26 protein-coding genes and 1 pseudogene are annotated in these 25689 nt (G+C 64.1%); 8 read left to right on the plus strand and 19 right to left on the minus strand.

The genetic code is table 11. The features are described from left to right. Positions 1-4 precede the first annotated feature (4 nt). A complete protein-coding gene (locus tag I6F21_RS33510) occupies positions 5-274 on the minus strand; it encodes a hypothetical protein (protein WP_225184083.1) in 270 nt (89 codons plus the stop codon). A gap of 272 nt (positions 275-546) precedes the next feature. On the opposite strand from I6F21_RS33510, the gene I6F21_RS33515 reads away from it, so the two are divergent. Then, a complete protein-coding gene (locus I6F21_RS33515; RefSeq protein ID WP_036024846.1) occupies positions 547-1299 on the plus strand; it encodes a hypothetical protein in 753 nt (250 codons plus the stop codon). Between the two features lie 60 nt (positions 1300-1359). Further along, the gene (locus I6F21_RS33520) at positions 1360-2028 is read left to right on the plus strand and encodes a hypothetical protein (RefSeq protein ID WP_036006282.1); all 669 of its coding nucleotides are present in this window, start codon (positions 1360-1362) and stop codon (positions 2026-2028) included. Between the two features lie 106 nt (positions 2029-2134). On the opposite strand, the gene I6F21_RS33525 is transcribed toward I6F21_RS33520, so the two are convergent. From I6F21_RS33525 to petA, 6 genes are all read right to left on the minus strand, one after another. Then, the gene (locus I6F21_RS33525; protein ID WP_036024845.1) at positions 2135-2674 is read right to left on the minus strand and encodes an adenine phosphoribosyltransferase; all 540 of its coding nucleotides are present in this window, start codon (positions 2672-2674) and stop codon (positions 2135-2137) included. A gap of 9 nt (positions 2675-2683) precedes the next feature. Further along, positions 2684-4849 carry an anthranilate synthase component I gene (locus tag I6F21_RS33530; RefSeq protein ID WP_225141497.1) on the minus strand — a complete coding sequence of 722 codons (2166 nt, stop codon included), beginning with the start codon at positions 4847-4849 and terminating at the stop codon, positions 2684-2686. A 302-nt stretch (positions 4850-5151) separates the two neighbouring features. Beyond that, the gene (locus I6F21_RS33535) at positions 5152-5313 is read right to left on the minus strand and encodes a hypothetical protein (RefSeq protein WP_157784007.1); all 162 of its coding nucleotides are present in this window, start codon (positions 5311-5313) and stop codon (positions 5152-5154) included. Between the two features lie 4 nt (positions 5314-5317). After that, on the minus strand, positions 5318-5992 hold the full coding sequence (locus I6F21_RS33540) for a dienelactone hydrolase family protein (RefSeq protein WP_057026276.1): 675 nt from the start codon (positions 5990-5992) through the stop codon (positions 5318-5320). A 271-nt stretch (positions 5993-6263) separates the two neighbouring features. Further along, positions 6264-8336: a cytochrome b/c1 gene (gene fbcH, locus I6F21_RS33545; protein WP_036024843.1), complete on the minus strand. Its 2073-nt coding sequence runs from the start codon at positions 8334-8336 to the stop codon at positions 6264-6266. A 62-nt stretch (positions 8337-8398) separates the two neighbouring features. Next, entirely contained in the window at positions 8399-8929 is a 531-nt protein-coding gene (petA, locus tag I6F21_RS33550; RefSeq protein WP_036006265.1) for a ubiquinol-cytochrome c reductase iron-sulfur subunit, read from the minus strand. Positions 8930-9208: 279 nt separating this feature from the next. Here petA and I6F21_RS33555 point away from each other — a divergent pair, with 279 nt between their 5' ends. The 4 genes from I6F21_RS33555 to I6F21_RS33570 are packed head-to-tail and all read left to right on the plus strand — an operon-like array spanning position 9209 to position 11967. After that, positions 9209-9676, plus strand: coding sequence for a tRNA (cytidine(34)-2'-O)-methyltransferase (locus tag I6F21_RS33555; protein WP_225141495.1), 468 nt, complete (start codon positions 9209-9211; stop codon positions 9674-9676). A gap of 10 nt (positions 9677-9686) precedes the next feature. Then, complete coding sequence (gene queE / locus I6F21_RS33560; protein WP_225141493.1) at positions 9687-10319, plus strand: 7-carboxy-7-deazaguanine synthase; 633 nt, start codon at positions 9687-9689, stop codon at positions 10317-10319. Positions 10320-10339: 20 nt separating this feature from the next. Beyond that, a complete protein-coding gene (gene hemF, locus I6F21_RS33565) occupies positions 10340-11227 on the plus strand; it encodes an oxygen-dependent coproporphyrinogen oxidase (protein WP_225141641.1) in 888 nt (295 codons plus the stop codon). Continuing rightward, positions 11224-11967, plus strand: a complete 744-nt coding sequence (locus tag I6F21_RS33570) for an HAD family hydrolase (RefSeq protein WP_036024837.1) — start codon at positions 11224-11226, stop codon at positions 11965-11967. Before hemF ends, I6F21_RS33570 begins: the two co-directional genes overlap by 4 nt. 291 nt (positions 11968-12258) lie before the next feature. On the opposite strand, the gene I6F21_RS33575 is transcribed toward I6F21_RS33570, so the two are convergent. The 5 genes from I6F21_RS33575 to I6F21_RS33595 all read right to left on the minus strand — a co-directional run bounded on the left by I6F21_RS33575 (position 12259) and on the right by I6F21_RS33595 (position 19209). Next, complete coding sequence (locus tag I6F21_RS33575; protein WP_050995926.1) at positions 12259-13242, minus strand: tripartite tricarboxylate transporter substrate binding protein; 984 nt, start codon at positions 13240-13242, stop codon at positions 12259-12261. A 306-nt stretch (positions 13243-13548) separates the two neighbouring features. Then, entirely contained in the window at positions 13549-13884 is a 336-nt protein-coding gene (locus I6F21_RS33580; protein WP_225114467.1) for a hypothetical protein, read from the minus strand. A gap of 66 nt (positions 13885-13950) precedes the next feature. Continuing rightward, on the minus strand, positions 13951-17070 hold the full coding sequence (locus I6F21_RS33585; protein WP_225141490.1) for an efflux RND transporter permease subunit: 3120 nt from the start codon (positions 17068-17070) through the stop codon (positions 13951-13953). Positions 17071-17076: 6 nt separating this feature from the next. Further along, on the minus strand, positions 17077-18774 hold the full coding sequence (locus tag I6F21_RS33590) for an efflux RND transporter periplasmic adaptor subunit (RefSeq protein ID WP_225141488.1): 1698 nt from the start codon (positions 18772-18774) through the stop codon (positions 17077-17079). 51 nt (positions 18775-18825) lie between these two features. Beyond that, entirely contained in the window at positions 18826-19209 is a 384-nt protein-coding gene (locus tag I6F21_RS33595) for a hypothetical protein (protein ID WP_225141486.1), read from the minus strand. Between the two features lie 259 nt (positions 19210-19468). On the opposite strand from I6F21_RS33595, the gene I6F21_RS33600 reads away from it, so the two are divergent. After that, a complete protein-coding gene (locus I6F21_RS33600) occupies positions 19469-20518 on the plus strand; it encodes a hypothetical protein (protein WP_128263021.1) in 1050 nt (349 codons plus the stop codon). 102 nt (positions 20519-20620) lie between these two features. Further along, the gene (locus I6F21_RS33605; protein WP_036024831.1) at positions 20621-20824 is read left to right on the plus strand and encodes a DUF2158 domain-containing protein; all 204 of its coding nucleotides are present in this window, start codon (positions 20621-20623) and stop codon (positions 20822-20824) included. Between the two features lie 216 nt (positions 20825-21040). Here the strand turns inward: I6F21_RS33605 and I6F21_RS33610 are convergent, their stop codons facing one another. From I6F21_RS33610 to I6F21_RS33635, 7 genes and pseudogenes are all read right to left on the minus strand, one after another. Then, a complete protein-coding gene (locus I6F21_RS33610; protein ID WP_109145945.1) occupies positions 21041-21394 on the minus strand; it encodes a cupin domain-containing protein in 354 nt (117 codons plus the stop codon). 163 nt (positions 21395-21557) lie between these two features. After that, entirely contained in the window at positions 21558-22403 is an 846-nt protein-coding gene (locus I6F21_RS33615) for an outer membrane beta-barrel protein (RefSeq protein WP_225143179.1), read from the minus strand. A 212-nt stretch (positions 22404-22615) separates the two neighbouring features. After that, a pseudogene (locus I6F21_RS39095) lies at positions 22616-22736 on the minus strand (sulfite exporter TauE/SafE family protein); the annotation flags it as partial. A gap of 64 nt (positions 22737-22800) precedes the next feature. Next, positions 22801-24057 carry a CCA tRNA nucleotidyltransferase gene (locus tag I6F21_RS33620; RefSeq protein WP_225184084.1) on the minus strand — a complete coding sequence of 419 codons (1257 nt, stop codon included), beginning with the start codon at positions 24055-24057 and terminating at the stop codon, positions 22801-22803. 10 nt (positions 24058-24067) lie between these two features. Then, a complete protein-coding gene (locus I6F21_RS33625; RefSeq protein ID WP_036013774.1) occupies positions 24068-24331 on the minus strand; it encodes a DUF6111 family protein in 264 nt (87 codons plus the stop codon). Further along, positions 24328-24999 (minus strand): CoA pyrophosphatase, encoded by a 672-nt coding sequence (locus I6F21_RS33630; protein ID WP_057026264.1) that lies wholly within the window; start codon positions 24997-24999, stop codon positions 24328-24330. The genes I6F21_RS33625 and I6F21_RS33630 overlap by 4 nt, the downstream gene beginning before the upstream one ends. 2 nt (positions 25000-25001) lie before the next feature. Next, the gene (locus I6F21_RS33635) at positions 25002-25613 is read right to left on the minus strand and encodes a DUF1285 domain-containing protein (protein ID WP_225143183.1); all 612 of its coding nucleotides are present in this window, start codon (positions 25611-25613) and stop codon (positions 25002-25004) included. Positions 25614-25689 lie beyond the last annotated feature (76 nt).

Here is a 25689-nt window from a genome sequence, read left to right on the forward strand (position 1 = left end):
GTGTCTAAGAGACAGGCGTCAGCCCGCCCGCCCCGAACAGCAGAGCGTAGGACAGGATCAGCATGGTGTATTCGGCGCACTTGAACATATTCCAGTGCGCGACAAACGCGATGAACAATGCACCGAGGATCACGAGAAATACAGGAAGGAGCACCTGGCGAACTGGACCGTTTTCCCGACGCAGCACTTCGGCATCGGTTGGTTTCCAACCGGGATCGCGTTTTGCGTCCTTTTCGTCGGCAGTGTTGGTTCCTGGACCGCCAGCATCGCTCATGGGCCGCCCCTAAAATTTCTTGTGAAAATTTGAGATTGCCAAATTTATGATGCACACGCAAGGGGCGAGAGGAACCGCCATCTAGCTGATATTTTCACTAGATGCAGGACAGTCTACACAGCCGGATCCGCAGTTTCGGTTGCTAGGTTGAATTCTCCCTTGTTTCTGCCATGTTCGCGCCCAACAGCAGACTCGGGACGTCTTTCGGGACATCGATTTGGGGCCCGGCCGATTGCGACCTCGCGATCGGGGGCGCGCGTTAGGGGACAGCAATGGCAAAGCCGGCAGTGGTTGTGGTGGGCGCGGACAAGGGCGGGGTCGGCAAGACCACGGTATCGCGCACCCTGCTCGATTATTTCTCGGCCAACAACGTGCCGACGCGGGCGTTCGATACGGAGTCGCCGCGCGGAACCCTGAAACGCTTCCACCCCGACATCACCGAGATCGTCGACATGACGACGACGGCCGATCAGATGAAGATCTTCGACACGCTCAACGCTGTCAGCCCTTCGGTCACCGTGATCGACGTCCGCGCCGGCCTGCTTTCGCCGGCGCTGGCCTCGCTGCGCGACATCGGCTTCCTCGACGCCGCCAAGGCCGGCCAGATCACCTTCGCCGTGTTCCACATCCTCGGACCCTCGATCGCCTCGCTGGAGGAGATCGCAGAGACCGCAGGCTTCATGGGGGGCGCGAAATATTTCCTGGTGAAGAACTTCATCAACGACACCCAGTTCTTCCAGTGGGACCAGGCGACCTACAATTCCTACTTCCACCGCATCAAGGACGCGACCGAGCTGACCATCCCCAAGCTCAACGAAATGGCCTATGAGCAGGTCGAGGTCTCCTCCGTCCCGTTCCTGAAATTCGTGGCCAACAAGGGCATCAGCGACGAGGCCGCGAACTATTCCTTCGTGCTGCGCGGTTATGTCCGGCACTGGCTGGCCAATGTCTGGAGCGAATACGACCGCATCCGCCTGACTGACATCGTCGGGTCGAAATCCGCCACCCGCAACAGCGAAAAATAGTTGCGCAAGCCGGGCTGATACGGCTGGATTGGGCGGTGAGTTGGCCTGATATAGCTGGCGATGCCCGCGACACCCGTCTACATCATCTGCTCGCCCCGCCCGCAGGTCGGCAAGACCTTGCTGGCGCGGCTTTTGAGCGAATTCCTGCTGCTCAAGAACGGCAACGTCGCGGCCTTCGACGTCAACCTGAAGGAGCCGTCGCTGCTCGATTACCTGCCGAAGGTGACCGAGACCGCCGACGTGATCGACACCTTCGGCAAGATGCAGCTGATGGACCGCGTCATCGTCGATGACGGACTTGCCAAGGTGATCGACCTCGGCTTCCACGCCTTCGACGAGTTCTTCAAGATGACCGACGAGATCGGCCTGCTGAAGGAGGCGGCGCGGCGCCACGTTGCGCCGATGATCCTGTTCGTCGCCGACACCGACCGCGTCTCGGCCCGCGCCCACGAGATGCTCCGTGGGCGGATCCCGCGGATGAACCTGGTCACGGTGGACAACGAATATGTCGTCCGCGGCGAGCTGCCGCCGGCAATGGGAGGCGGCCGGCTGTTCCGCCTTCCCGCGCTGCCCGGTTTCCTCAAGACCTATATCGACCGGCTGAATTTCTCCTTCACGGGCTATCTGCGCCAGGAGAAGGACTCTTCGACCGAGCTGCACCAATGGACCCGGCGCAACTACATCGCCTTCCGGGAGCTCGAGCTCAGCCTGATATTGCAGCGGTCGTGAAGCATTCGATCGGGAAGCCCGGTGTTCACCTCTCCCCAGCGGGGAGAGGTGAACCGCGTCCTTGGCCCACACACCGCCCCCGAAGCTTGTTCTGCCTCGTTGACGCTCAGTGCCCCTCGAACGACATCAGCGTGCGCACGGGCACGTCCATGGCGCGCAGCTTGGCGGCGCCGCCGAGCTCGGGCAGGTCGACGATGAAGCAGGCGGCAACCACGTTAGCGCCGATCTGGCGCAGCAGCTTGACCGCGCCTTCCGCGGTGCCGCCGGTGGCGATGAGATCGTCGACCAGGATCACGCGCTCGCCGGGTGCGACCGCGTCGACATGCATCTCCATCTCGTCGATGCCGTATTCGAGCGAATAGGCGATGCGCACCGTGGTATGCGGCAGCTTGCCCTTCTTGCGGATCGGCACGAAGCCCGCCGAGAGCTGATGCGCCACCGCGCCGCCGATGATGAAGCCGCGCGCCTCCATGCCGGCGACCTTGTCGATCTTGTTGCCGGCCCAGGGGTTGACGAGCTCGTCCACGGCTCGGCGGAACGCGCGCGCATCCGCGAGCAGGGTGGTGATGTCGCGGAACATGATCCCGGGCTTGGGATAATCCGGGATGGTGCGGACGCTGGCCTTGATGTCGTGGTCAAAAGTCATTCGTGCCTCTCAATTGACCGGCGCATCCAGCCGGAACGCGTTTTCGACAATACGTAGCCCCACCTCGCCGCCGAGCGACATCAGCGATTCCGGATGGAATTGCACGCCGGCGACCGGCAGGGTCTTGTGCTCCAGCGCCATGGCGACGCCGTCCTCGGTGCTGGCGGTGACGCTGAGCACCTCCGGCATGCTGTCGCGCTCGACATAGAGCGAGTGATAGCGTCCGATGACGATCTCGTTCGGCAAATTGCGCATCAGCCGTCCGCCGCGCACCTGCACCCGCGAGGGCCGGCCGTGGGCGGGATGGGTGAGCTGGCCGAGCTCGCCGCCGAAATATTCGCCGATCGCCTGCACGCCGAGGCAGACGCCGAACACCGGCAGCTTCCTCTCGAGCGCCGCATCGATCGTCGCCTTGATCCCGAAATCCTCAGGGCGCCCGGGGCCGGGCGACAGCACCAGCAAGTCCCACCTCTTCTGCTTGAGCATGTCGAGCGCATGCACATAGCGGACCACGGTGACGCTGGCGCCGACCTGGCGGAAATAATCGGCGAGCATGTGCACGAAGCTGTCGTCATGGTCGATCAGCAGCACCTGCTTGCCCGAGCCGGTGGCATCAGGCGCAAAGGTCGAGAGCGGCTTCGGCGGATCGCCGCGCAGCGCCTGGAACAGCGCGGCCGCCTTGACCTGGCACTCGCGGTCTTCTGCGGCGGGGTCTGAATCGAACAGGCAGGTGGCGCCGACGCGCACTTCGGCGAGGCCATCCTTCATGCGGATGGTGCGGATGGTGAGGCCGGTGTTAATGCTGCCGTCGAAATTCACCGCGCCGATCGCGCCGGCATACCAGCGCCGCGGCGAGCGCTCGTGGTCCTCGACGAACTGCATCGCCCACAGCTTTGGCGCGCCGGTGACGGTGACAGCCCAGGCGTGGGTGAGGAAGGCATCGAGCGCATCGAAGCCGGGGCGCAACATGCCCTCGACGTGATCAACGGTGTGGAACAGCTTTGAGTAAGTCTCGATCTGGCGGCGCGCCAGGACCTTGATGGTGCCGGGTACGCAGACGCGCGCCTTGTCGTTGCGGTCGACGTCGGTGCACATGTTGAGCTCGAACTCGTCCTTCTGCGAGTTCAGCAGCTGGCGGATCTGCTCGGCATCGCCGATCGCATCAAGGCCGCGCGCGATCGTGCCCGAGATCGGGCAGGTCTCGACGCGGCGGCCGTCCGAACGCACGAACATTTCGGGCGAAGCCGAGACCAGAAACTCGCCCTCGCCGAGATTCATCAGCGCACCATAGGGCGACGGGTTGATGACGCAGAGGCGCTGGAACACTTCGGCCGGCGAGCGGTCGCAGGGCTCGGCGAACAGCTGGCCGGGCACGGCCTCGAACAGATCGCCGCGGGCAAAGGCGGCGCGCGCTGTCTCGACCGTGGCCTGATATTCGCCCGGCGCGTGATCGGCAAAGCCCTGACGCGGCGTCTTCAGATAGGGGCTGTCGGCGGTCTCGCGCGGCAGGCCTTCGGTCGACTTGCCCTTCCAGGCGAAATCGTAAGAGAGCACGACGCCGCGGCCGGTGGCACGATCATAAGCAAGCAGACGATCGGGCACGTAGAGCACGATGTCTCGCTGGTCGGCCTCGCGCGGGCGCTTCTGCACGAGGTCCTCGATCTGGAAGACGAGGTCGTAGGCAAAGGCGCCGAACAGGCCGAGCAGGCCGTCATCACTGGCGGAGAAGGCGGCGACGAGATCGCGCACCAGCGACATCACGCTGGCACGCCGCGTGCGCTGGTCCTCCTCGACCGGCGCATCACCGCGGATGATGTGGCCGGCAAGGCAGCTCGCCGTTCTCTCGGAGATGACGACACAGGGTTCGCGCAGGACATCGCCGAGGAAGGCGATCAGCACCTCTCCGCGCGCGTTCAGCGCTTCCAGCTTGAAATTGACGCCAACTGTCTCGAGCTTGAGCGGCGGGTCGGAGAAGCCGAGATCGAAGCTCTCGTAGCGGCCGGGCACGGTCGTGCCCGAGGACAGCACCACGCCGCGGCGGCGGTCGAGCAGGTTGATCAGGTCGTCGAGCCGGTTGGCGCCGCCGGTGAACTGCTCGGCCACACGCGTGATCGCAAGCCCCGCGCGGGTCACGTAGTCGCTTCGAGCCGGGAGGGCAAAGACTGTCCTGTTCATGTCGTCCTCTTACGAAACTTGTCGAGGGAACGCCACACAGGACAAACGATCAGGCCGCCGCGCTGTGCTGGCGACCTCAGACGATTTTGGGAAAAGAAATCGCACCGGCCACCTCGTCAGGAGGTGCGCCACCAAAGACGGGCTGGGCGGACGGCGGTGCTCATGGGCGGATAATCACCATGGCGCGGGGGCGCCGTCAAGGGTGCGGCAAGGCGGTAGCCCGGATGGAGCGCAGCGCAATCCGGGGTTCGTCCACAATCGGAAAGTCCCCGGATTCCGCTTCGCTCCATCCGGGCTACGGACTAGAGGCCGCACCGCTTCCAAAGCGCGGCCATGTCTGCATCGGTCGCGTACTCGGCTCGATCGGCCTCGCGGAGCCCCTCAAGAACGGCAGCGCGATGGTCCTCCGGGACCTTGAAGGCCTCACGCTTCGACTGCGCATCGGCTTCAGATTTGTCCTTCACGCCCCTACCCCAGATGCTTCCTGAAAAACTCCGTCGCTCGGCCCCAGGCGAGCTCGGCGGCTTCGCGGTCGTGCACGGCCTGGCGCTGCTCGTTGACGAAGGCGTGCTCGGCGTCATAGCGGAACAGCTCCAGCGACTTGCCGGCGGCCTTCATGGCCTTCTCGAAACCGTTGACCAGCTCCGGCGTGCACCAATCGTCCTTGTTGGCGAAATGGGCCTGCAGCGGGATCTTGACGTCGGCAGGCTTGGCGGCCTGCTCGGGCGGGATGCCGTAGAACACGACGCCCGCCGCGAGCTCCGGGATCTTGGTCGCGCCGATGATGGTCACGGCGCCGCCGAGGCAGAAGCCGGTCAGCCCGACCTTGGCACCGTTGCGCGACAGATATTGCGTGGCGCCGCGCACGGTCTGCGTGGTGGCGTCCATGAAGTCGAGCGAGTTCATCTCCTTGTTGGCGCTGTCCGTGTCGTGATACGGCACCACCTTGCCCTTGTAGAGATCGGGCGCCAGCGCGTCGAAGCCGGCCAGCGCGAAGCGGTCGCACAGGCCCTTGATCTGATCGGACAGGCCCCACCATTCCTGGATCACGACGACGCCCGGCGCATTGCCGCGCCCGGCATTGGCGAGATAGCCCGAGGCGTCCTTACCGTCCGGGCGCTTGAAGGTGATGCTGGTTCCCATGGTGTCCTCCGGTGAGTTTCTGGGGGATCGGTTGGCGGCATTTTGGCGGGTGGGAGGGCGATAGGCAATCGTGCCGAGCAACACACTCTCGTGCCCGGATGAAATGCAGCGCGCCCCTGGCGATGCGCAAATCGTTTGCGGCGATGCATTGCTGATCCGGGGCCCAGCCCCACGCATCCAGTGTCCCGGCTCGCGCGCTTCGCGCGTCCGGGACACGGGACCAACAAAAAAGCCCCCGTACGGGGGCTTTTGCATTCTCGTCTTTCGCCGCTCAGTGCGAGTCGGCCCAGACCTTCTTCTTGGTGAAGTACATCAGGCCCGCGAAGACGATCAGGAACACGAAGACCTGGAAGCCGAGGCGCTTGCGCGCTTCCATGTGCGGCTCGGCGGTCCACATCAGGAAGGTGGTGACGTCCTTGGAGTACTGCGCGACGGTAGTCGGCGAGCCGTCGTCATAGGTCACCTGGCCGTCGCTGATCGGCTTCGGCATCTTGATGGCGTGGCCCGGGAAGTACTTGTTGTAGTACGAGCCCTCCGGGAGGGTGACGCCCTCCGGCACCTTGTCCTCATAGCCTTGGAGCAATGCGGCGACGTAGTCAGGCCCCTGCTCCTGGTACTGGGTGAAGACGTCGAAGATGAACCAGGGGAAGCCGCGCTTGTAGGAGCGCGCCTTGGTGATCAGGGACAGGTCCGGCGGCGCCGCACCGCCGTTCGCGGCACGCGCGGCCTGCTCGTTCGCGAACGGCGACGGGAAATAGTCCGCCGGCCGGCCCGGACGCTCGAACATATCCCCCGCATCGTTCGGGCCGTCCTTGACCTTGTACTCGGATGCAAACGCCGCGGCTTGCGCCACCGAATAGCCGGGCCCGCCGGGCTCGGCGAGGTTACGGAAGGCGACGAAGGACAGGCCGTGGCAACTGGCGCAGACCTCCTTGTAGACCTTGAGGCCGCGCTGCAGCGCGCCGCGATCGAACTTACCGAAAGGGCCCGAGAACGACCATGTGTTGCCTGGCGGCTTATCGCTGCCTTCGGCTGCTTTCGCGCTGTCGATCGAGCCCGCGAACAGCGAGCCGGCGAGCGCCAGCACGATCGCGGTCGAGACCATCGGCGTCGACCGGCTGCCGGTCTTGGCCAGCACGGCATCCGAGATCGAGTTCGGCACCGGCCGCGGCTTCTCGATGCGCGCGAGCAGCGGCAGCACGATCAGGAAGTAGGCGAAATAGCAGAACGTCAGGATGCGGCCGGCGATGACGTAGATGCCTTCCGGCGGCTGTGCGCCGAGATAGCCGAGCAGGATGCAGACCGCGACGAAGATCCAGAAGAACTGCTTGGCGAGCGGTCGGTACTTCGAGGACCTGGTCTTGGCGGTGTCGAGCCAGGGCAGGAAGCACAGGATGATGATCGCCCCGAACATCGCGATGACGCCCGCGAGCTTGTCGGGAATCGAGCGCAGGATCGCGTAGAACGGCAGGTAATACCATTCCGGCACGATGTGCGGCGGCGTCACGCCCGGGTTCGCGGGAATGTAGTTGTCGGCGTCGCCGAGATAGTTCGGCATGTAGAAGATGAACCAAGCGTACAGCAGCAGGAAGCAGGCGACGCCGAACATGTCCTTGATGGTCGCATGCGGCGTGAACGGCACCGTGTCCTTTTCCGTCTTCGGCTCGACGCCATCAGGGTTGTTCTGGCCAGCGACGTGCAGCGCCCAGACGTGGAGCACGACGACGCCTGCGATCACGAACGGCAAGAGATAGTGCAGCGAGAAGAAGCGGTTCAGCGTCGGGTTGCCGACTGCATAGCCGCCCCAGAGCAGCGTCACGATGCTCTCGCCGACATAGGGAACGGCCGAGAACAAATTGGTGATGACGGTGGCGCCCCAGAAGCTCATCTGGCCCCAGGGCAGCACGTAGCCCATGAAGCCGGTCGCCATCATCAGGAGGTAGATGATGACGCCGAGGATCCACAGCACCTCACGCGGCTCCTTGTACGACCCGTAGTACAGACCGCGGAACATGTGGACGTAGACGGCGACGAAGAACATCGAGGCGCCGACCGCGTGCATGTTGCGCAGCAGCCAGCCGTAGTTCACGTCACGGACGATCAGCTCGACCGACTTGAAGGCGAGATCGGCGTTTGGCGTGTAGTGCATCGCCAGGATCACGCCGGTCAGGATCTGCATTCCGAGCATGAAGGAAAGAATGGCGCCGAAGGTCCACCAATAGTTCAGGTTGCGCGGGGTGGGATAGGCGACGAAGGAGGAATGGATGAGACCAAAAATCGGCAGGCGCCGCTCGATCCATTGCAGGGCCGGATTGCTCGGCTGGTAGTCGGATGGTCCGCTCATGATGCGATCCTGAGGAAATAGTACGACGAGACGGCGCGAAGCTTCGGACTTGAGTCCGAAGCTCAGCCGATCTGGATTTTGGTGTCGGAAACGAACTGGTACGGCGGCACGGCCAGGTTCGTGGGCGCTGGGCCCTGGCGGATGCGGCCGGACGTATCGTAGACCGAACCATGGCAGGGGCAGAAGAACCCGTCGTAGCTGCCTTCATGAGCGATCGGGATACAGCCGAGATGGGTGCAGATGCCGATCACGACCAGCCACTGCTCGTGGCCCGACTTGACCCGGGCCTCGTCGGTCTGCGGATCCGGCAGGCTCGCCACGTTGACGGCGCGCGCCTCGTCGATCTGCTTCTTGGTGCGGTGGCTGATGTAGATCGGCTTGCCGCGCCAGAACACCTTGATGTCCTGGCCTTCCGCGATCGGGCTGAGATCGACCTCGATCGGCGCACCGGCGGCGATGGTCGAGGCATCCGGATTCATTTGGGAGATGAAGGGCCAGAGCGCAGCCGCGCCCCCTACTGCTGCAAATGCCCCTGTTGCAACGAATAAGAAATCACGGCGTGTCGGATGGTCCGCCGAAGACGCTGTCGTCACGATTCCAACCCTTTCTTCTTGCGCTACCGGTGGAACCGCTCCGAGGGGCGCCCAAGAGGTCCCCGGAAAGGCTGCCGGCACCCGCGGCCCCCCGCGGCGGCAGAACTTGGCTTGTTCACCTCTAAACGGGTGAAACAGCAGTCCAGAATCGTTCTATTGGCACCCTTGCCGGGCGAGCGCAAGCCCGCTAACGGCGTGGGAGCGTGCAATGCACGAATTCCCGGGCGGGCGATGTTTTATTGAGACATTTTGCGCCCGCAAGCCAACTCGCCGCCGCCCATGCAGATCGCACTTTTCCAGCCCGACATCCCCCAGAACACCGGCACGATTCTTCGCCTCTGCGCCTGCCTGGGGCTCGATGCCCATATCATCGAACCGGCGGGCTTCCCCATCTCGGACCGCCTGTTCCGCCGGGCGGGAATGGACTACCTCGACCATGTCAGGCTGGCCCGCCACGTCTCCTGGGCGACATTCGAGGACTGGCGTGCAAGCCAGGGCCACCGGCTGCTGCTGTTCACCACCAAGGCCGCCACCGACTACCGCGATTTTCATTACCAGAGCTCGGACATCCTGCTATTCGGGCGCGAGAGCGCCGGCGTCACCGACGCAGTGGTCGAGGCGGCCGATGCGCGTCTGGTGATCCCGATCAAGGCGGGGCTGCGGTCGCTCAATGTGGCCATGAGCGTAGCCATGGCCGCCGGCGAGGCGCTGCGGCAGACCCGGAACCCGCAAGGTTTGACAGGTTGAGGAGAGAGGCTTGAGTTACGCGGTCAAGGAGATCTTCCTGACCCTGCAAGGCGAAGGCGCCCATGCCGGGCGCGCGTCGGTGTTCTGCCGCTTTGCCGGCTGCAACCTCTGGAGCGGGCGGGAGGCCGACCGCGCGGATGCGACCTGCAAGTTCTGCGACACGGATTTCGTTGGCACCGACGGCACGCTCGGCGGGCGCTATGGCTCGGCTGCGGAACTCGCCGATACCATCGCCGCGCAATGGACGGCGGCTGCCGCCAATCGCTACGTCGTGCTGACCGGCGGGGAGCCGCTGCTCCAGGTCGACGCCGCGCTGATCGAGGCGCTGCACGAAAGAGGCTTCGAGATCGGCGTCGAGACCAACGGCACGATCGCAGCTCCTGATGGGCTCGACTGGATCTGCGTTAGCCCCAAGGGCGGCAGCGACCTGGTCCTGCGCCAGGGCCACGAGCTGAAGCTGGTCTATCCCCAGGCCTTGGCGATGCCCGAAGCATTTGAGGATCTCGCCTTCGAGCGCTTCTCGCTGCAGCCGATGGACGGGCCTGAGGTCATCGAGAACACCGCGCGCGCGATCGATTATTGCCTGCACCATCCGCAATGGCGGCTCAGCGTGCAGACCCACAAATCGCTCGGCATCAGATAGGACGCGACCCGCGAATGCAGATGGACGTCACGACGATCGAACACCGCAAGGCCCGCGCCCGCGCCTGGTTCGAGCGCTTGCGCGACGACATCTGCGCGAGCTTCGAGCGGCTCGAGGACGACGCGCCGCAAAGCCTCTATCCGGGCGAGGTCGGCCGCTTCAAGCGCACGCTTTGGCAGCGCACCGACCATTCCGGCGCGGCCGGCGGCGGCGGCGTGATGTCGATGATGCATGGCCGGCTGTTCGAGAAGGTCGGCGTGCACTGTTCGACGGTGCACGGCGAGTTCGCACCCGAATTCCGGGCCCAGATCCCCGGCGCGGCGGAGGATCCAAAATTCTGGGCCTCCGGCATCTCGCTGATCGCGCATATGCGCAATCCGAACGTCCCCGCCGTGCACATGAACACGCGCTTCGTCGTCACCACGAAGGCCTGGTTCGGCGGCGGCGCCGACCTGACGCCGGTGCTGGAGCGAAGGCGGACGCAGGACGATCCCGACAGCATCGCCTTCCATGCCGCGATGAAACAGGCCTGCGTGCAGCCGAGCGGTGTTGCCGACTACGACAAGTACAAGAAATGGTGCGACGAGTATTTCTACCTGCCGCACCGGAAAGAGGCGCGCGGCATCGGCGGCATCTTCTACGACTGGCACGACAGCGGCGACTGGGACGCCGACCTCGCCTTCACCCAGGACGTCGGCCGCGCCTTCCTGAAGATCTATCCCGAGATCGTGCGGCGCAACTTCGCGAGCACCTGGACGCCTGCGGACCGCGAGGAGCAATTGATCCGCCGCGGCCGCTACGTCGAGTTCAACCTGCTCTACGACCGCGGCACCATCTTCGGACTGAAGACCGGCGGCAACGTGGACTCCATCCTGTCGTCGCTGCCGCCCGAGGTGAAGTGGCCATGAACGCCGTGCTGCCGCCGCTGCCCCGCGCCATGCTGATCGACATGGACGACACCATCCTGTCGGCCTATGGCCGGCCCGAGATCGCCTGGAACACGATCACGGCCGAATTCGCCGAGGAGCTCGCCCCGCTGCCACCGCCGATGGTCGCGACCGCAGTGCTGGCCTTCGCGCGAAACTTCTGGGCCAATGCCGAACCGGCGTGGCGGATGAAGCTCGCCGAGGCGCGGCACCTGACCGTGAAGGGCGGCTTCGCCGCGCTCGCGGCCGCAGGCCACCGCGCCCTGCCCGATGACCTCGCCATTCGCCTCGCCGACCGCTTCACCGCCTATCGCGAGGAGGAGATGTTCGTCTTTCCCGGCGCGCACGAGGCGATCGACCAGTTCAAGGCGCTTGGCATCAAGCTCGCGCTGGTCACCAACGGCGCCGCCGACATGCAGCGCGCCAAGGTCGAACGCTTCGAGCTGGCGCACCGCTTCGACCACATCCAGATCGAGGGCGAGCACGGCTTCGGCAAGCCCGAGGAGCGCGCCTATCTGCACGCGATGCAGGCGCTCGGCGTCACCGCTGAGGACACCTGGATGATCGGCGACAATCTGGAATGGGAAGTGGTGACGCCGCAGCGCCTCGGCATCTATGCGATCTGGATGGACGTGCATGGCGAGGGCCTGCCCGAGGGCTCGACGGTCAGGCCCGACCGCATCATCCGCTCGCTCGGCGAACTGCTGCCGGACCGGCCGTAATCAGCCGGTCAAAACAAGACTCGAAAAACAACCCCATGCACAGTAGCGCGCTGCTGTAAAATCAAGGACTTGCGGATTTTACGAAAAATTTCTGACCCGTCGGGCAAAACAGGGGTATTGTGGCATCGTCGCGAGGGTTGCCATCGACCCTAGAGCGCGATGCGATGAGGATGAATCGTCATCGCGCTCTAGCTTATTGTTTGAGCATGATCTTTTCGGAAAACCGCTACGCACTTTTCCGGATCATGCTCTTGTCCCTCCCGCGAGAGGCTCGAGCACGCCCAAGGCAACCTATTCCACGGTGATATTGCCGGTCTCAATGACCCGCTTCCAGCGGGCCAACTCAGAGACCAGAAACTCCTGGAATTGCTCCGGGGTGTTAGCCACGATTTCGAGGCCGATATCCTCCATTCGTTTGCGTACGTCCGGTGCCTTCAGCGCCGCGACGATCTCGCCATGCAATTTTGCTTTCACATCGGCAGGAAGCCCCTTCGGAGCAGCCACCGCCTGCCACGAAAAGACGTCGACACCATCGATCCCAAGTTCCTTCAAGGTGGGCACTTCGGGCAAAAGACGGGATCTGGCATCACCGGTGATGGCGAGAACCTTGAGCTGCTTGGATTGAATTTGCCCGATGACGGCGTTGATGTTTTGAAACGATACGTTGACATGCCCCGCGAGGAGATCACTCACAGCGGGCGCCCCGCCGCGATACGGCACATGGAGACCGGTCGTCCCAGTGCGCTGCCAGAACAGCGCCGCCGTGAGATGATCGGACGAACCCGCACCCGAGCTTGCAAAAGTGATCTTGCCGGGGGCCTTCTTCAGTTGCTCCACCAATTCGGCGACGGTGTTTGCCGGAAAGTTCAAGTTGGCGACCAGGACGTTCGGTGCGCGCACGGCGACCGTCAAAAGGTCGAAGTCCTTCAGAGGATCATACTTCAGATTAGGCTGAAGAAATGGATTCGTCGCATAGACACCGATCGAGCCGACGAGAATGGTGTATCCGTCCGCTGGCGCCCGGGCCACCGCCGTTGCTCCAAGAGCGCCCGTTGCGCCGGAGCGGTTTTCGACGACCACCGGCTGCCCCAGCGTATCGGAGACCTTCTGTCCGATTGCGCGCGCGACCATGTCGGACGAGCCTCCCGCCGGGAATGGAACGATAAAGGTGATATTCCTTTCCGGCCAGGCCGCGTATGCCATCGAGGTTGCGGCAAGAAGCAGGATGCCAGCTGCACCAAATCGAATCTTCGATAAAAAAGTAGCATTGCCCATTGTCGATCCTCCGTTGCGACATTTTTCTGAGGGCCTATTTTACGTGCACATGCCATCCCGATTGATGCTCAGATTGTATTGATTGATCCACTATTTATCACAGGCGCTTTGTCGCGGTGAAATCGCCGGCGTGCAAACCTGCCGAGGGGTGGCGCTTCGCTCTTCCAAGCGTTGTCGAGTTTTGCCTACGCGTTGTCTCAACTCCCACGCTTCACCTTGAGCGTCAGCAGCGGCTTGCCTTTCTCGGCGATGTAGGTCGCGAGCTCCGCCGCGTTGCGGGCGCAAACGCGGTCTTTCACGCCCCAATCATTGCGCAGCGTATCTCGCGGTCAACGAATGACCGTGCAAGCTGCCGGAGAACACCACGATCGCCTTTGGCGACAGCTCGGCTTGCAGCTTTCCCGTCATCATGTTGGGATTGGCCGGCGCAAGCGGAACGGTGACCGTCTTGCCGCCATCCTGAATCGTTGCGCGTCCCCGCATATCCTTCGTCGACAGCGGCGATCCATCGTCATCCCCAACGTAAAAGACGATGTCCGTCCCCTTACTGACGAATTCGATCGGATGCCCTTGCGACTTGACGATAGGGCCGCCGTTGCTGCCCTTCGTCTGCGCCGCGGCAACATCCAGCGTCACGATCATCACAGCCGTCATGGCGAGGCCGATATAAGTTCTCATTGCAGGCTCCTCGGTGGTTGTCCGCGCGCATCAATAGGCTTCCGCGGGGGTGAACGTTGCGGCGTGCCCGGCCACCAGCCGCTGCAGCGGCTGTTTGCCGAACATCAGAAACAGAATCGGGGTCACGATTGTGTCGAGGACCGTGGCGCTGAGCAGGCCGCCGAAGATCGTCACGGCCACCGGGTGCAGGATTTCCCGACCCGGCTCGTCCGCGCCGATCAAGAGCGGCGTGAGGGCTAGTCCTGCGCAAAGCGCCGTCATCAGCACCGGACTGAGGCGCTCCATGCTGCCGCGAATGACCAGCCCGGCCCCGAAACGCTCGCCTTCGTGGATGGCGAGATTGATGTAGTGCGAGATCTTCAAGATCCCGTTGCGCGCCGAGATGCCGGCCAGCGTGATGAAACCGATCATCGATGCCACCGACAAGGGCTGCCCGGAGATCTTCAGCGCGGCGACGCTGCCGATCAGGGCGAGCGGAATACCTCCCATGATGATCAGCGCCAGTGCGATCGACCGGTAGCGGCTGTAGAGGACGACGAAGATCATCGCCATGGAGGCCAGCGACAGAATGCCGATGCGCCAGGTCGCCTCCTGCTGGGCCTGGAACGCGCCTTCGAGGCTGGTCGTGTAACCTTGCGGGAAGTCGAGCTCGCGAACCGACCTCTGAATGTCGGCAGCGATATCGGCGATGTCGCGGCGTCCGTCCCCGTTGCCGTACACGACGATCCTGCGCTGGGTCCCCTCCCGCTGAATCTGGTTCGGCCCGTCTGTCTCGACGATATCGGCCAAAGCGCTCAGCGGGACGAACTCCGAGCCGGTCGGGATGAGCAAATTGTGCAGTCCCGTGGTCGAACGGTCTTGCTCCGACAGGCGCATCACGACGTCGAAACGGCGATTGCCGTCGACGATCTGGGAGACCTTCCGGCCATTGGACAGCGCGTCGAGTGCCTGGGTGACCGCAGCCGGCGTCAGGCCGTGAAGCGCGGCGCGAGCATGGTCGATTTGAACCCGCACTTGCGGAATCAGCACCTGCTTCTCGACCTGGAGATCGACCAGACCCGGGATCGTCGACAGACGCTGGCGCACCGTTTCGGACAGCCGCCGCAACATCTCGATGTCCTGGCCGAAGATCTTGAGCACGATCTGGGCACGAATACCGGACTGGAGATGATCGAGGCGGTGGCTGATCGGCTGTCCGATGGCCACCGACGCCGGCAGCGCGGACAGGGCTTCCCGGATGCTGGCATAGATGTCCGCCTTCTGGCGCTTGGACGGTGTGAGATCGACATCGACCTCGCTGTAGTGCACGCCTTCGGCGTGTTCATCCAGTTCGGCGCGGCCGGTGCGCCGTCCGACCGATTTCACCTCGGGCACCTTTGCGAGCAACTGCTCCGCCAATAGGCCAAGACGGTTGGATTCCGCGAGCGAAATGCCTGGATTGTACTGCAGCGACAGGACCAGCGTCCCCTCGTTGAAAGGAGGAAGAAAGCTGCGGGGCATCTGGCTCGCGGCATAGCCTGCCACCGCGACCGCAGCGGCGACGAAGACCAGCACCAAACCCTGCCGCTGGAAGGCCCAGCCGAGCACCCGCCGATTGGCCTGCTTCAGCTTCGTGACGACAAAGCTCTCGCGGTCACCTGAATGAGCTCGTCCCGAAAGCAGATAGTAGGACAGCACCGGCGTCACCGTGATCGAGGTCAGCAGCGAAGCCAGAATCGAGACCACATAGGCGACGCCAAGCGGCGTGAACAGCCGCCCTTCGATTCCCGGAAGGGCGAACAGCGGCACAAAGACGAGAACGATGATCATCGTTGCATAGACGATGCTGGAACGAACCTCCTGGCTCGCGCCGGAGATCACGTCGAGAACAGGGCGCGGGGTGCTCGACGCAGCGTTCTCCCGCAGGCGCCGCAGGATGTTTTCGACGTCCACGACGGCATCGTCGACCAGCTCACCGATCGCGATGGCGAGGCCGCCCAGCGTCATGGTGTTGATCGTGAGGCCGAAGGCGCGAAACACCAGGACCGTCACCAGGATCGATATTGGAATGGCCGTCAGCGACACGAACGCGGCGCGACCGTTCATCAGGAAGACGAACAGGACTATTGCGACGACGATCGCGGCCTCGATCAGGACGCGCTCGACATTGCCGATCGAGGTCTCGATGAAGGTGGCCTGCCGGAACTGCACGTTGGTGACGCTGATGCCCCCGCGCATAGTGCGTTGCAGCTCCCGCAGCGTTGATTCAACATTGCGCGTCAGTGCTACGGTATCCGCAGCCGGTTGCTTCATGACGCTGACGATGACGGCGGGCTTGCCGTTATATCCTGCGTCACCGCGCTTGGTCCGCGCGGCAAAATCCACAGAGGCAATCTGCTTCAGCAGGATCGGCTGCTCTCCGCGGTTGACGACGACGGTGTTGCGGAGGTCCTCGATACGCCTGGTGAGACCGACATTGCGGATCAGATATTCGCGGCCATGCTGGTCGACGAAGCCGCCGCCGCTGTTGGTGCCGAACCTTGCGACCGCCTGCTCGATCTGATCATGGGTGACGCCGAGTGCCTGCATGGTGGCGACGTTCGGCGTCACGCGATATTGGCGGACCTCGCCGCCGATGGGTATCACCTGGGCGACGCCGGGAATGGCGAGGAGTTGCGGTCGGACGACGAAGTCGGCGATCTCGCGCACGTCCATGGGTGAAGCCGTGCCATCGCTCGTCAGCGCGATCAGCATGATCTCGCCCATGATCGAGGTCACCGGGCCCATCTGGGGATTGACCGCGGACGGCAATTGCTCGCGGATCAGCGCCAGCCGCTCGGAGACGAATTGCCGGGCGCGGTAGATTTCGACGCCCCAGTCGAACTCGACATAGACGACCGACAGACCAACGCCCGAGACCGAGCGCACGCGAATGACGCCGGGCATGCCGTTCATCGACGTCTCGATCGGGAACGTCACCAGCTGTTCGACCTCCTGGGGCGCCAGTCCCTCTGCCTCGGTCAGGATGTTGACGGTCGGGCGGTTGATGTCAGGCAGGACGTCGACCGAAACGCTCGGCAGGACGAACAGGCCGTAGCCGACCAGGACGGCGGCGACCACCAGCACGAACAGGCGATTGCGCAAGCTTGTGTGGACGATGAGCTTGAACATGGTCGGCTACCGGATCTGGTTGATGAGGTCGGTGCCGCGAACGACGACATGTTCGCCTTCGTTGATACCGGCGGCCACGATCACGCGGGCTGCGTCTACCTGCACCACGCGAACCGGCCTCGGCTCGAAGCGCTCGGGCTCCGTGTGTAGCCAAACGATATTCTCACCGTTGCCGCTTCGAACGACGGCATTGCGCGGCACGACCAGGCCAGACACGGGCGCTCCGGCCTGGACCATCACATTCAACGGCTGACCGATGTTGAGACCTGCTGGTGGCTCCGGAATGGCGAACTGAACCACGGACGCATGCTGGCGCAGCGCCCGGCTCGTCCCGACGAAGCTCAGCGCAATCTGCTGCCCGTTCGGAGCCATTGCCGTTGCGGCTTCAGGCTGCTTCAAGCCGATTTCGTCATAGGCGAGCGCCTCGACCCAAAGACTGCTTGGGTCCGCGATCTGAAACAGGACGTCTTGGAGCTGTATGACCTGGCCCGGCGCGACCTTGGCTGCGGTGATGATGCCATCGGTCGATGCCCGCAGTTCCTCGAAGCCGGTGCGGGAATTGCGAACGGTCTCGCGGCGCGCCCGCAGACCCTCCAATTCGCTTTCGAGGTCGTTGACCTGCCCTTGCGGCACCGCGCCGCGTTCGGCCAGCGGCCGGAGACGCCGCAGCTTGTTGTCCGTGATCGCCATCAGCTGTTCGATCTCGCCGACCTTCTCGAGGATCGTCGTGCGGTCGGCGATTGGCAGATGCGGCTCGATCCGGATGAGCAGATCGCCCTTGCGGACGGTTTGCCCGATGCGGGGGATGCCGTCATCGCCGGGAACCACGCGGCCGCCGTAGATGCTCTGCACGATGCTGCTGCGGTTGGGGTCGGCCATGACACGGCCGATCAGGGTGACGGCGGGATGAATCGTCTGCGGCTCGGCTGCAGCGGTTCGTACCTCGAGCAGACGCTGCGTCGGCTTGGCCGCGAAGACGGTGCCGTCTTGCAGACGGCGCGGGGCATCGCTCAGCGCGGGAACATCCGGCGGACTTGGTTGCGTTGCATTGGTCCGGCCCTCGCCGAACATGACGGAGGCGAGAATGACGAAAGCCCCCGCCAACACCGCGGACATCGAGGCCGCCATGAAGCGGCCACGCCGCTTCCAATAGGCGAAGAGACCGCCGAAGCCCAAGGCGGCGAGCACGGACGCGGCGATGGCGGCTCGGGTCGAGAGAAGCCAGCCGGGCGCGTGCTTCTGCTCTGCGGGCCGGGCCTCTGCACGCGGTATGAACGAGTCGACCAGCAGATCATTTCCCCTGCTAGCGTTGATCGAGAAGATCACCTCGACCGATCCGGATGGTGTGCCGTTCGGAATCGGGGCGGTGTAGACGCCGTCCTCCTGGCTCGATGCCTCGATCGGGGCGGAATCGCCGATCGTGACCTGCAAGGCGGCGCCCGAGACCGGCTCGTTCGTCGCGGCATCATCGATGAAGACGGACAGCCTGCCGTCCTTCAGGATGCCGACGATTTCGTAGAGCTCGGAGCGCGCGGCAATCCTCGGATAGGCTGAGGACACGACGGCCGTCTTCTCGGCGTCGCCGTGATCGTGCCCCTCATGGCCAAAGGCGCCCGACAAGGCAAAGACCAGGCTCGCCAACCAAAAAGCGCCAGCCAGCCCAAGAGCTGCGAGCCCTTTCGGGCAGCGCTGATTCATCAACATCGAAAGATCCTTCAGACATGCGAAAAGGCGGCGACCGAAGCGCCGCCGGGACTACGCGATGCTGAAGGTACTTGGTGGCCGGACGAGTCCGTCGGGGCGCACCCCGACAATGGCCCGCGCGAGCGGCAGGTCCATGGCGCCGAGCACTTCGAAGACGCTGAGCAGGTGAACGACCTGCGCTGAGGCGATCGAGGTGCCAAACATGTCCCAGGCCACGCCGGGAGCGCCGTCCTCGTCGTGATCCGGCCCGTCATGGACGTGGCCTTCCGCGTCGTCGCCGGCGTGGGAATGCACGTGGCCGGCCAGCTGATCGTGGAAATGCAGGGAACCGCTGAGCGTGACGGACGGCATCGGCATGGCGCCAACAGCCGCCTTCACCTGCGAGACCGAGATCAGGGCCGCCTGAAGCACAAACGCAAAAATCGCCACGAACATGGCCGTTCTGGCGAGTTGACGAAGATGGTGGCGGACACCGTGCGGCACGCCGAAAAACTAGGCGATGCCGACCGCGAATTCAAGGCGACGTTCGCATCGCGTGGGAGGTGGTCCAGACACCCTCCCCGTTCGATCGAGGAGCTGCCGCCGCCCGACATCCGGCAGCCCGCCTGCCTTACTTGAAGTGAAATGCTTCACAAGCCGCAATCCGGGATTGCGGTAGCCTCGTGCCATGGGGCGTGGCGAGTTGGAGGCGACAATGGAGCAGGACCTTCCGAAGCAGGCAGCGCGCACGCGATCCCCGGTGAAGGCGGCGGGTATCTGGCAGAGAATTCAATCCTGGGACAGCCGCCTCTCGGTCACCAAGGGACTGACGGCCGTGACCCTGCTGACCGGCTTCCTGGGCGGATATTTCCAGTACCTGAATTCCTATGAACAGAAGGTCGGCGAGCAGGCCAAGGCGGACATGCAGAAGGCGACCGACACCTTCCTCGAGATCTCGGACGCCTTCGCCGACGTGCAGATCCAGCAGGAGACCATGCTGCGCGAGCAGTTCGGCTCGCTGAAGGCGCAGGCAAGCCCCGCTTTCATTCCGGTGGACTCCAAGACATTCGGCTCGTTCTCGGACTATTGGAAGGCGCGCACGTCGCTGCGGCGGAACGGCGCCATCTTTGCGCGCAAGGCGGAGATCTACATCGACTGGCCCAGCGACCTCGGGCGCGATCCGGCCGCAGAGCACACGCTTGACCAGGATCCCCTGACGGCAACGCTGCTCACCAAGTACAACTTCGATTGCGATTCCGACGCCAACCTTCCGCAGTTCAAGGGTGCGATCTTCAATGGCGCCGATCCTGGACGCCCCAGCGACGAATTGTGCAACGACCCGACGGCCAATGGGCTCAAATCCTACGTCAACCTCTGTGCCAGGCGGGCGGATGGCGAGATCGATGCGTTGCAGAAGGTCGTGACCATCAACTGGTGGAGCGCCAAGCACCACGTCCTGGTGATGCACCATTGCTTCGAGGTGCTCCGCGGCGGACCGAATGCGTTGCAAGCTCCGGCCTCCGGCAACGACGTGCCGAACGATCGCAAGCTCGACAAACCACGCGACAGCAATGAGCACAGGCTACAGCTTCAGGCCCGCCGGCTGGACGCGTTCATGACGCTGACCATGGCGCAGCTGGATCGCATCAGGGTGCGATACCGCCCCACCGGCTTCTTCTGCCATGTTCCGCTCGCGCGCGATGCCATCGGCTATTTCAGCAACCAGTGCCTGCCGAACCAGCCGGTCACGAGCGAGCGCAGCTGAGCCGTACCGCGGAGACACCTTCCGGCACCGGTAGCCGGCGTGATCGGCCTGTCATGACGGCCTGTTAGCGTCGGCCGTGTCGATCAACCGAAAGGACAATCCATGGATCTGAAGGCCGGCGATGTCGTGATGCTGAAATCCGGCGGTCAGCCGCTGACCGTCGCGGAGGTGAAGGAGAACGAGGCGCTGTGCCTGTGGATGGGCATGGAAGGCGACCTGTTCCGCGAGACGCTGCCGCTCGCCGTGCTCGTGCAGGTGGAAGAAGACGACGAGGACGACGAAGACGAAGATGATGACGAGGAGTAGGCACTTCTCGGACTGCATTCTCGTGCGAGCCGAGTTCGGCTCCGGCGCGCCCGATGTCCGCTTCCCTGTCAACCACAGGGCGATAGCGGACATCGCTGGATGTCGCAGAAGCGCAAGCGATGGATTTCGCAAGCGAAGCTCGCCGCCAATGGCTCGACGGTGAAGGCGCTGTGCGTCGAGGGCCTCACCGCGGCCCCGATGACGGGCGCGGGTTGATCAGACGAGGATACGAGGCGCCGCCGTGGCCCTGTCTCCGGAATTCGGCGTCCCCGTCGGTTCGATCAAGAGGATGTGCACTTCCCCACGCGCCACCGGCCGGTGCTCGACGCCCTTCGGCACGACAAAAACCTCGCCGGGGTTGAGGGTGACCGTGCGGTCCCGCAGCTCGATGTCGAGCGTCCCGCTGAGCACGAGAAAGAAGTCGTCCGTGTCCTCGTGCTTGTGCCAATGAAACGGCCCCTCAAGCTTGGCCACCATGATGTCGTTGTCGTTATAGGTCGCCACCGTGCGCGGGGAGAAGCGATCAGTAAAGGTTGCGAGCTTCTCGGCGAGATTTGCGGGTGCTTTCATGGCGTCTCCCTGGACAAGCAGCAGTCTGGTCCGCGTTTGCAAGACGAGCTGCGCCGGTTAGCACGAGCTGAATCACAATACGAGACTGCTGCGACGCCGGGAGTGGCACAAGGATGGGTTTCGCAACGGCGAAACCCATCCCTACGAGCTGATGCCGATCGGATCAGAACCGATAGTTGATGCCGCCCTTGGCTGTATGAAGCTGAACCTCGGTGTCCGTGAAGGACGCTCCGGGGAATGCAAGAGCATTGCCGTTCGACTTTCCGAGATTGATGTAGATGTACTCGGCCTTGAACGTCCAGCGCGGGTCGAAAGCCCATTCAATGCCGCCACCCGCGGAGAAGCCGACCTGGACGTCGGACGATGACGCGCTTCGCGTCAGGGCCGGGAAGAAGCCGTTGAAATTGGCGATATTCGGCGTGGCGAGATTGGAGGTGAAGATGCTGTTCTTGACGTGGCCCCAGGCGAAGCCACCGGTACCGTAGATCAGCACATTGTTCGCCGCGTATCCGAGACGTCCGCGGATCGTGCCGAAGACATCGATTTCCTGCTTGAGATTGAACACGCCGGTGAAGGCGCCATTGTCGCCGCCGATCGTTCCGGTGACGCTGAAGGGGCGGCTCGCCGTTTCCCTGATGGCAGCGCCGCTGACATCCGCTTCCAGACCATACACGAACGTGCCGGACTGCCAGTTATAGCCGATTTGGCCGCCGCCGAATCCGCCCTTGGGGCTCACATCCAGGGTGAACGGCCCAGTGCCACCCGTGACGACATAGCCGGGCACCGTCCCGGTTGCGAGCGCGCCGGGATCGAAGGTCGCCGTCGGATCGCTCCAGCCATAACCGCCATGCACGCCGGCGTAAAAACCGGTCCAGCTGAATGCGACCGGCGCGGGCGGCGCCTTGGTGTAGGCCCTGGCAAGATCGGCCGCGGAGGCGGCGTGGGAGAGACACACAGCCGAGGCCAGAAGGGCAGCAGAGACGATGGATTTGGAGACAATGGATTTCATGACTTCCCTCGAACGCTGTGCGCGTGACAAGGCGGCACCGCTTAAGCCAAGGTATAGAGGTGGTCTCGCAATATTGCTGTAGCGTCGGCGACACAGCGTGGAACTGCGGAACACGGTTTGTGCGCGCGAAGTTCGCCTGACGCGACGCCGCCAGATTTTCGCGACATCAGATGCTCCTCAGACGCCAAGAACGCCATTTTCAGCCGGCGTCGTTAGACCACGAGCTGCCTCGCCGCTGCCGAGATCATCACCAGCCCGCCGGTGATCACGGCGGCATCGAGGATCGCGGTGCGGATGTGCACCGGCATCGACGAAGGCCTTGGCGAAGAACGCCGGGCACGGCCATACCGAAGCAGAAGCTGCAGAAGCGAGATATCGGCGAAGCCCGAGACGATGGTCAATCTTTCTGGCCGCCTCTGATGCGGGCCACGGCTTGATCGGCGAGCGTAGCGAGCGCGGCTTCTTCCAGCGGGAAATCCGCTGCGAGCCAAGCGTCTTCAGCGAGCGCCAACACATGGCCGAGCGCAGGTCCTTCGGTGAGACCGCGGGCGATGAAGTCGGCGGCCTTCAGCGGAAATTTCGGCGCGGTCCAGCGCTGCGGCAGCTCGGCAAGCGCGCGCCAGCGTATCGAGGTGACGTCGCCGCCGTTGCGTGCCCAGCCAAGCAATACGCGATCGTGATAGCTCTCGGGCCCGAGCCGGTACAGCAAGCGCCGTGCATTGGCTTCGTCCTTGGTGGCGAGGCGCCACCAGCGGTGCCCCATCGAATCCAGCGCCTTGGCCTCGGCATTGGAGAGCCGCAGGCGCACGGCGAGGCGCTTGGCGTCTTCGGTGACGGCGACCGAGAGCGCGGCCAGGCGCCGCGTGCTGCTGGGCCTGAGGCCGAGTTCGCGCTCGATCGCGATCATCGTGTCCAGGGGACCCGTATAGACGACGCCGCCAGTCAACGCCTGCAGCAATCCGCCCTCGGCCATGGCTCGCACGGCCGCAGCCGCACCGCCGGCGACCAGCAGCTTGACCATCTCCATGCGCACCCGCTCGGCCGACAGGCTGGCCAGGCCCGCGCGTCGGCGGATGCAGGCGAGATAGCCGTCCGGGTCGGGATCGCCGGCGCCGAAGGCGGCATGGATGCGGAAGAAGCGCAGGATGCGTAAGTAATCCTCGGCGATGCGCTGGTCGGGATCGCCGATGAAGCGCACGCGCCGCGCTTTGGCGTCGTTGATGCCGCCGACATAATCGTAAACCACACCGCGTGCATCGACCGACAGGCCGTTCATGGTGAAGTCGCGCCGCTCGGCATCCTTCACCCAGTCGCGGCCGAACGCGACCTTGGCCTTGCGGCCGAAGGTTTCGGTATCCTCGCGCAACGTCGTGACTTCATAGGGGTGGGCATCGATCACCAGCGTAACGGTGCCGTGGTCGATGCCGGTCGGCACGCTCTTGATGCCGGCAGCCTTGGCCCGCCGTATCACCTCGTCGGGCAGCGCCGTGGTCGCGATGTCGATGTCACCCGGCGCAAGGCCGAGCAGCGCGTTGCGCACGGCGCCGCCGACCACACGCGCCTCCTCGCCATCGGTGCCGAGCAGCGCCAGGACGCGCGCGGTGCCGCCTGCGGTCAGCCAGGGCGCATCGGCGAGTAAAGGCTCCGCGCTCATGGACCCGCCCCTACTTTTCCGTGCCCGGCACGAGCTTGCCGTCCTCGATATGGGCGGGGACGTAGGTCGAATCCGGCGGCGCGCCGGAGAACTCCGCCAAGCCGATGAGGCCGGCGATGACCAGCACGATCGCCACCAGCGCAAGACGCGCGACGATCGCGACCGGCCATGAGGAGCGTGCGAACACACCGGACCGCGTCGCCGCCAGGAACAGCGCATAGACGGCAAAGGGGATGAGGAAGATTCCGATCTCGGTCAGAACCGTCCGGATCATGACGAATAGATCCGCTCATACAGCACACGCAGCATGCCCGCCGTCGCCCCCCAGATGTAGCGTTCCGCGAACGGCATCGCGTAGTAGGACCGCGGCGTGCCGCGGAATTCCTTGCTGTGCACCTGGTGGTTCACCGGATTCATCAGGAAGGATAGCGGCACCTCGAAGGCATCATCAACCTCGGAATGGTTGATGCTGAGCGAAAAGCCCGGCCTGACCCTGGCAACCGTCGGCAGGATGCGGAAGCCGAAAGCGGTGCCGTAGAGATCGAGATAGCCGAGCGGCTCGACGAAGTCGCGTGCCAGCCCGACCTCCTCCTCGGCCTCGCGCAGCGCCGCATCGAGCGGCGAGGCATCGATCGCGTCGATCTTGCCGCCGGGAAAGGCGATCTGGCCGGCATGGTCGTTGAGATGCGCCGAGCGCTGCGTCAGCAGGATGGTGGGCTCGGGATGGTCGACCACCGCGATCAGGACCGCTGCGGGACGCACCGGCTGCTCGCGCGCGATGATCTCGAGCATCTTGTCGGTGCCGGGATCGCCCGAGGCGGGGATGATGTTGGGATCATAGAGGCCGGGCGGCACGTCGAAGCCGAGCCTCGCCTTGGAGCGGGCGAAGAAATCCGCAGCGCCAAGCGCGACCGGCTCGTTCGTCAGGATAGGGTTGTTCAAATTCAAAGCGCCGCCCTCACCTGCTCCGCATCGGCCATGGCGAAGAACTCGCCGGCCGACTCGACACCGAACATCGGCTGGCCATCGACCATCCGCTCCTCGCCCATGTCAACCAGATCGTAATAGAGCGCGCGCGTCACCTTGGCCCAGAGGTCGGCACGGACGTGCAGATAGGGCGTCAGCCCGCCATCCTCCGCCTGCTCGAAGCGCAGCCGGTGCGCCGCGTCGCAGGTGACCCAGTCGTCGACATTGGTGCGGAAGTGCAGCACGCGATGGCTGCCCTCGCCGTCCTTCTGCATCTCGACCGCCATGAACGGCGCATCGTCGACGCGGATACCGACCTTCTCCACCGGCGTGACCAGGAAATGCTTGTCGCCCTCGCGCTTGAGAATGGTCGAAAACAGCCGCACCAGGGCGGGACGCCCGATTGGCGTCCCCATGTAGAACCAAGTACCATCGGAGGCGATTCGGATGTCGAGATCGCCGCAAAACGGCGGATTCCACAGATGCACCGGAGGCAGGCCTTTCTTGGCGCCTTCGGCATTGGCAGCGCTTTTGGCGGCGGCAGTCAGTCCCTCGAGACCCCGATCGGCGCTCTGCCCTTGGTTCGCCATGGTTTGCCCTGACTTTGTGATTGGCACGATTGGTGCAGGTCTACGTTGTACTTAGGTGCGCGGTTCCATCCGGAAT

It is taken from the genome of Bradyrhizobium sp. NBAIM03, assembly GCF_020194055.1.
Classification (GTDB): Bacteria; Pseudomonadota; Alphaproteobacteria; order Rhizobiales; family Xanthobacteraceae; genus Bradyrhizobium; species Bradyrhizobium yuanmingense.

What these genes read in the sequence shown, in the direction of transcription:
- I6F21_RS33510 (WP_225184083.1), bottom strand. Translation starts at nt 274, where the DNA reads ATGAGCGATGCTGGCGGTCCAGGAACCAACACTGCCGACGAAAAGGAC.
- I6F21_RS33515 (WP_036024846.1), top strand. Translation starts at nt 547, where the DNA reads ATGGCAAAGCCGGCAGTGGTTGTGGTGGGCGCGGACAAGGGCGGGGTC.
- I6F21_RS33520 (WP_036006282.1), top strand. Translation starts at nt 1,360, where the DNA reads ATGCCCGCGACACCCGTCTACATCATCTGCTCGCCCCGCCCGCAGGTC.
- I6F21_RS33525 (WP_036024845.1), bottom strand. Translation starts at nt 2,674, where the DNA reads ATGACTTTTGACCACGACATCAAGGCCAGCGTCCGCACCATCCCGGAT.
- I6F21_RS33530 (WP_225141497.1), bottom strand. Translation starts at nt 4,849, where the DNA reads ATGAACAGGACAGTCTTTGCCCTCCCGGCTCGAAGCGACTACGTGACC.
- I6F21_RS33540 (WP_057026276.1), bottom strand. Translation starts at nt 5,992, where the DNA reads ATGGGAACCAGCATCACCTTCAAGCGCCCGGACGGTAAGGACGCCTCG.
- fbcH (WP_036024843.1), bottom strand. Translation starts at nt 8,336, where the DNA reads ATGAGCGGACCATCCGACTACCAGCCGAGCAATCCGGCCCTGCAATGG.
- I6F21_RS33555 (WP_225141495.1), top strand. Translation starts at nt 9,209, where the DNA reads ATGCAGATCGCACTTTTCCAGCCCGACATCCCCCAGAACACCGGCACG.
- hemF (WP_225141641.1), top strand. Translation starts at nt 10,340, where the DNA reads ATGGACGTCACGACGATCGAACACCGCAAGGCCCGCGCCCGCGCCTGG.
- I6F21_RS33570 (WP_036024837.1), top strand. Translation starts at nt 11,224, where the DNA reads ATGAACGCCGTGCTGCCGCCGCTGCCCCGCGCCATGCTGATCGACATG.
- I6F21_RS33575 (WP_050995926.1), bottom strand. Translation starts at nt 13,242, where the DNA reads ATGGGCAATGCTACTTTTTTATCGAAGATTCGATTTGGTGCAGCTGGC.
- I6F21_RS33580 (WP_225114467.1), bottom strand. Translation starts at nt 13,884, where the DNA reads ATGATCGTGACGCTGGATGTTGCCGCGGCGCAGACGAAGGGCAGCAAC.
- I6F21_RS33585 (WP_225141490.1), bottom strand. Translation starts at nt 17,070, where the DNA reads ATGTTCAAGCTCATCGTCCACACAAGCTTGCGCAATCGCCTGTTCGTG.
- I6F21_RS33590 (WP_225141488.1), bottom strand. Translation starts at nt 18,774, where the DNA reads ATGTTGATGAATCAGCGCTGCCCGAAAGGGCTCGCAGCTCTTGGGCTG.
- I6F21_RS33595 (WP_225141486.1), bottom strand. Translation starts at nt 19,209, where the DNA reads ATGTTCGTGGCGATTTTTGCGTTTGTGCTTCAGGCGGCCCTGATCTCG.
- I6F21_RS33600 (WP_128263021.1), top strand. Translation starts at nt 19,469, where the DNA reads ATGGAGCAGGACCTTCCGAAGCAGGCAGCGCGCACGCGATCCCCGGTG.
- I6F21_RS33605 (WP_036024831.1), top strand. Translation starts at nt 20,621, where the DNA reads ATGGATCTGAAGGCCGGCGATGTCGTGATGCTGAAATCCGGCGGTCAG.
- I6F21_RS33610 (WP_109145945.1), bottom strand. Translation starts at nt 21,394, where the DNA reads ATGAAAGCACCCGCAAATCTCGCCGAGAAGCTCGCAACCTTTACTGAT.
- I6F21_RS33615 (WP_225143179.1), bottom strand. Translation starts at nt 22,403, where the DNA reads ATGAAATCCATTGTCTCCAAATCCATCGTCTCTGCTGCCCTTCTGGCC.
- I6F21_RS33620 (WP_225184084.1), bottom strand. Translation starts at nt 24,057, where the DNA reads ATGAGCGCGGAGCCTTTACTCGCCGATGCGCCCTGGCTGACCGCAGGC.
- I6F21_RS33625 (WP_036013774.1), bottom strand. Translation starts at nt 24,331, where the DNA reads ATGATCCGGACGGTTCTGACCGAGATCGGAATCTTCCTCATCCCCTTT.
- I6F21_RS33635 (WP_225143183.1), bottom strand. Translation starts at nt 25,613, where the DNA reads ATGGCGAACCAAGGGCAGAGCGCCGATCGGGGTCTCGAGGGACTGACT.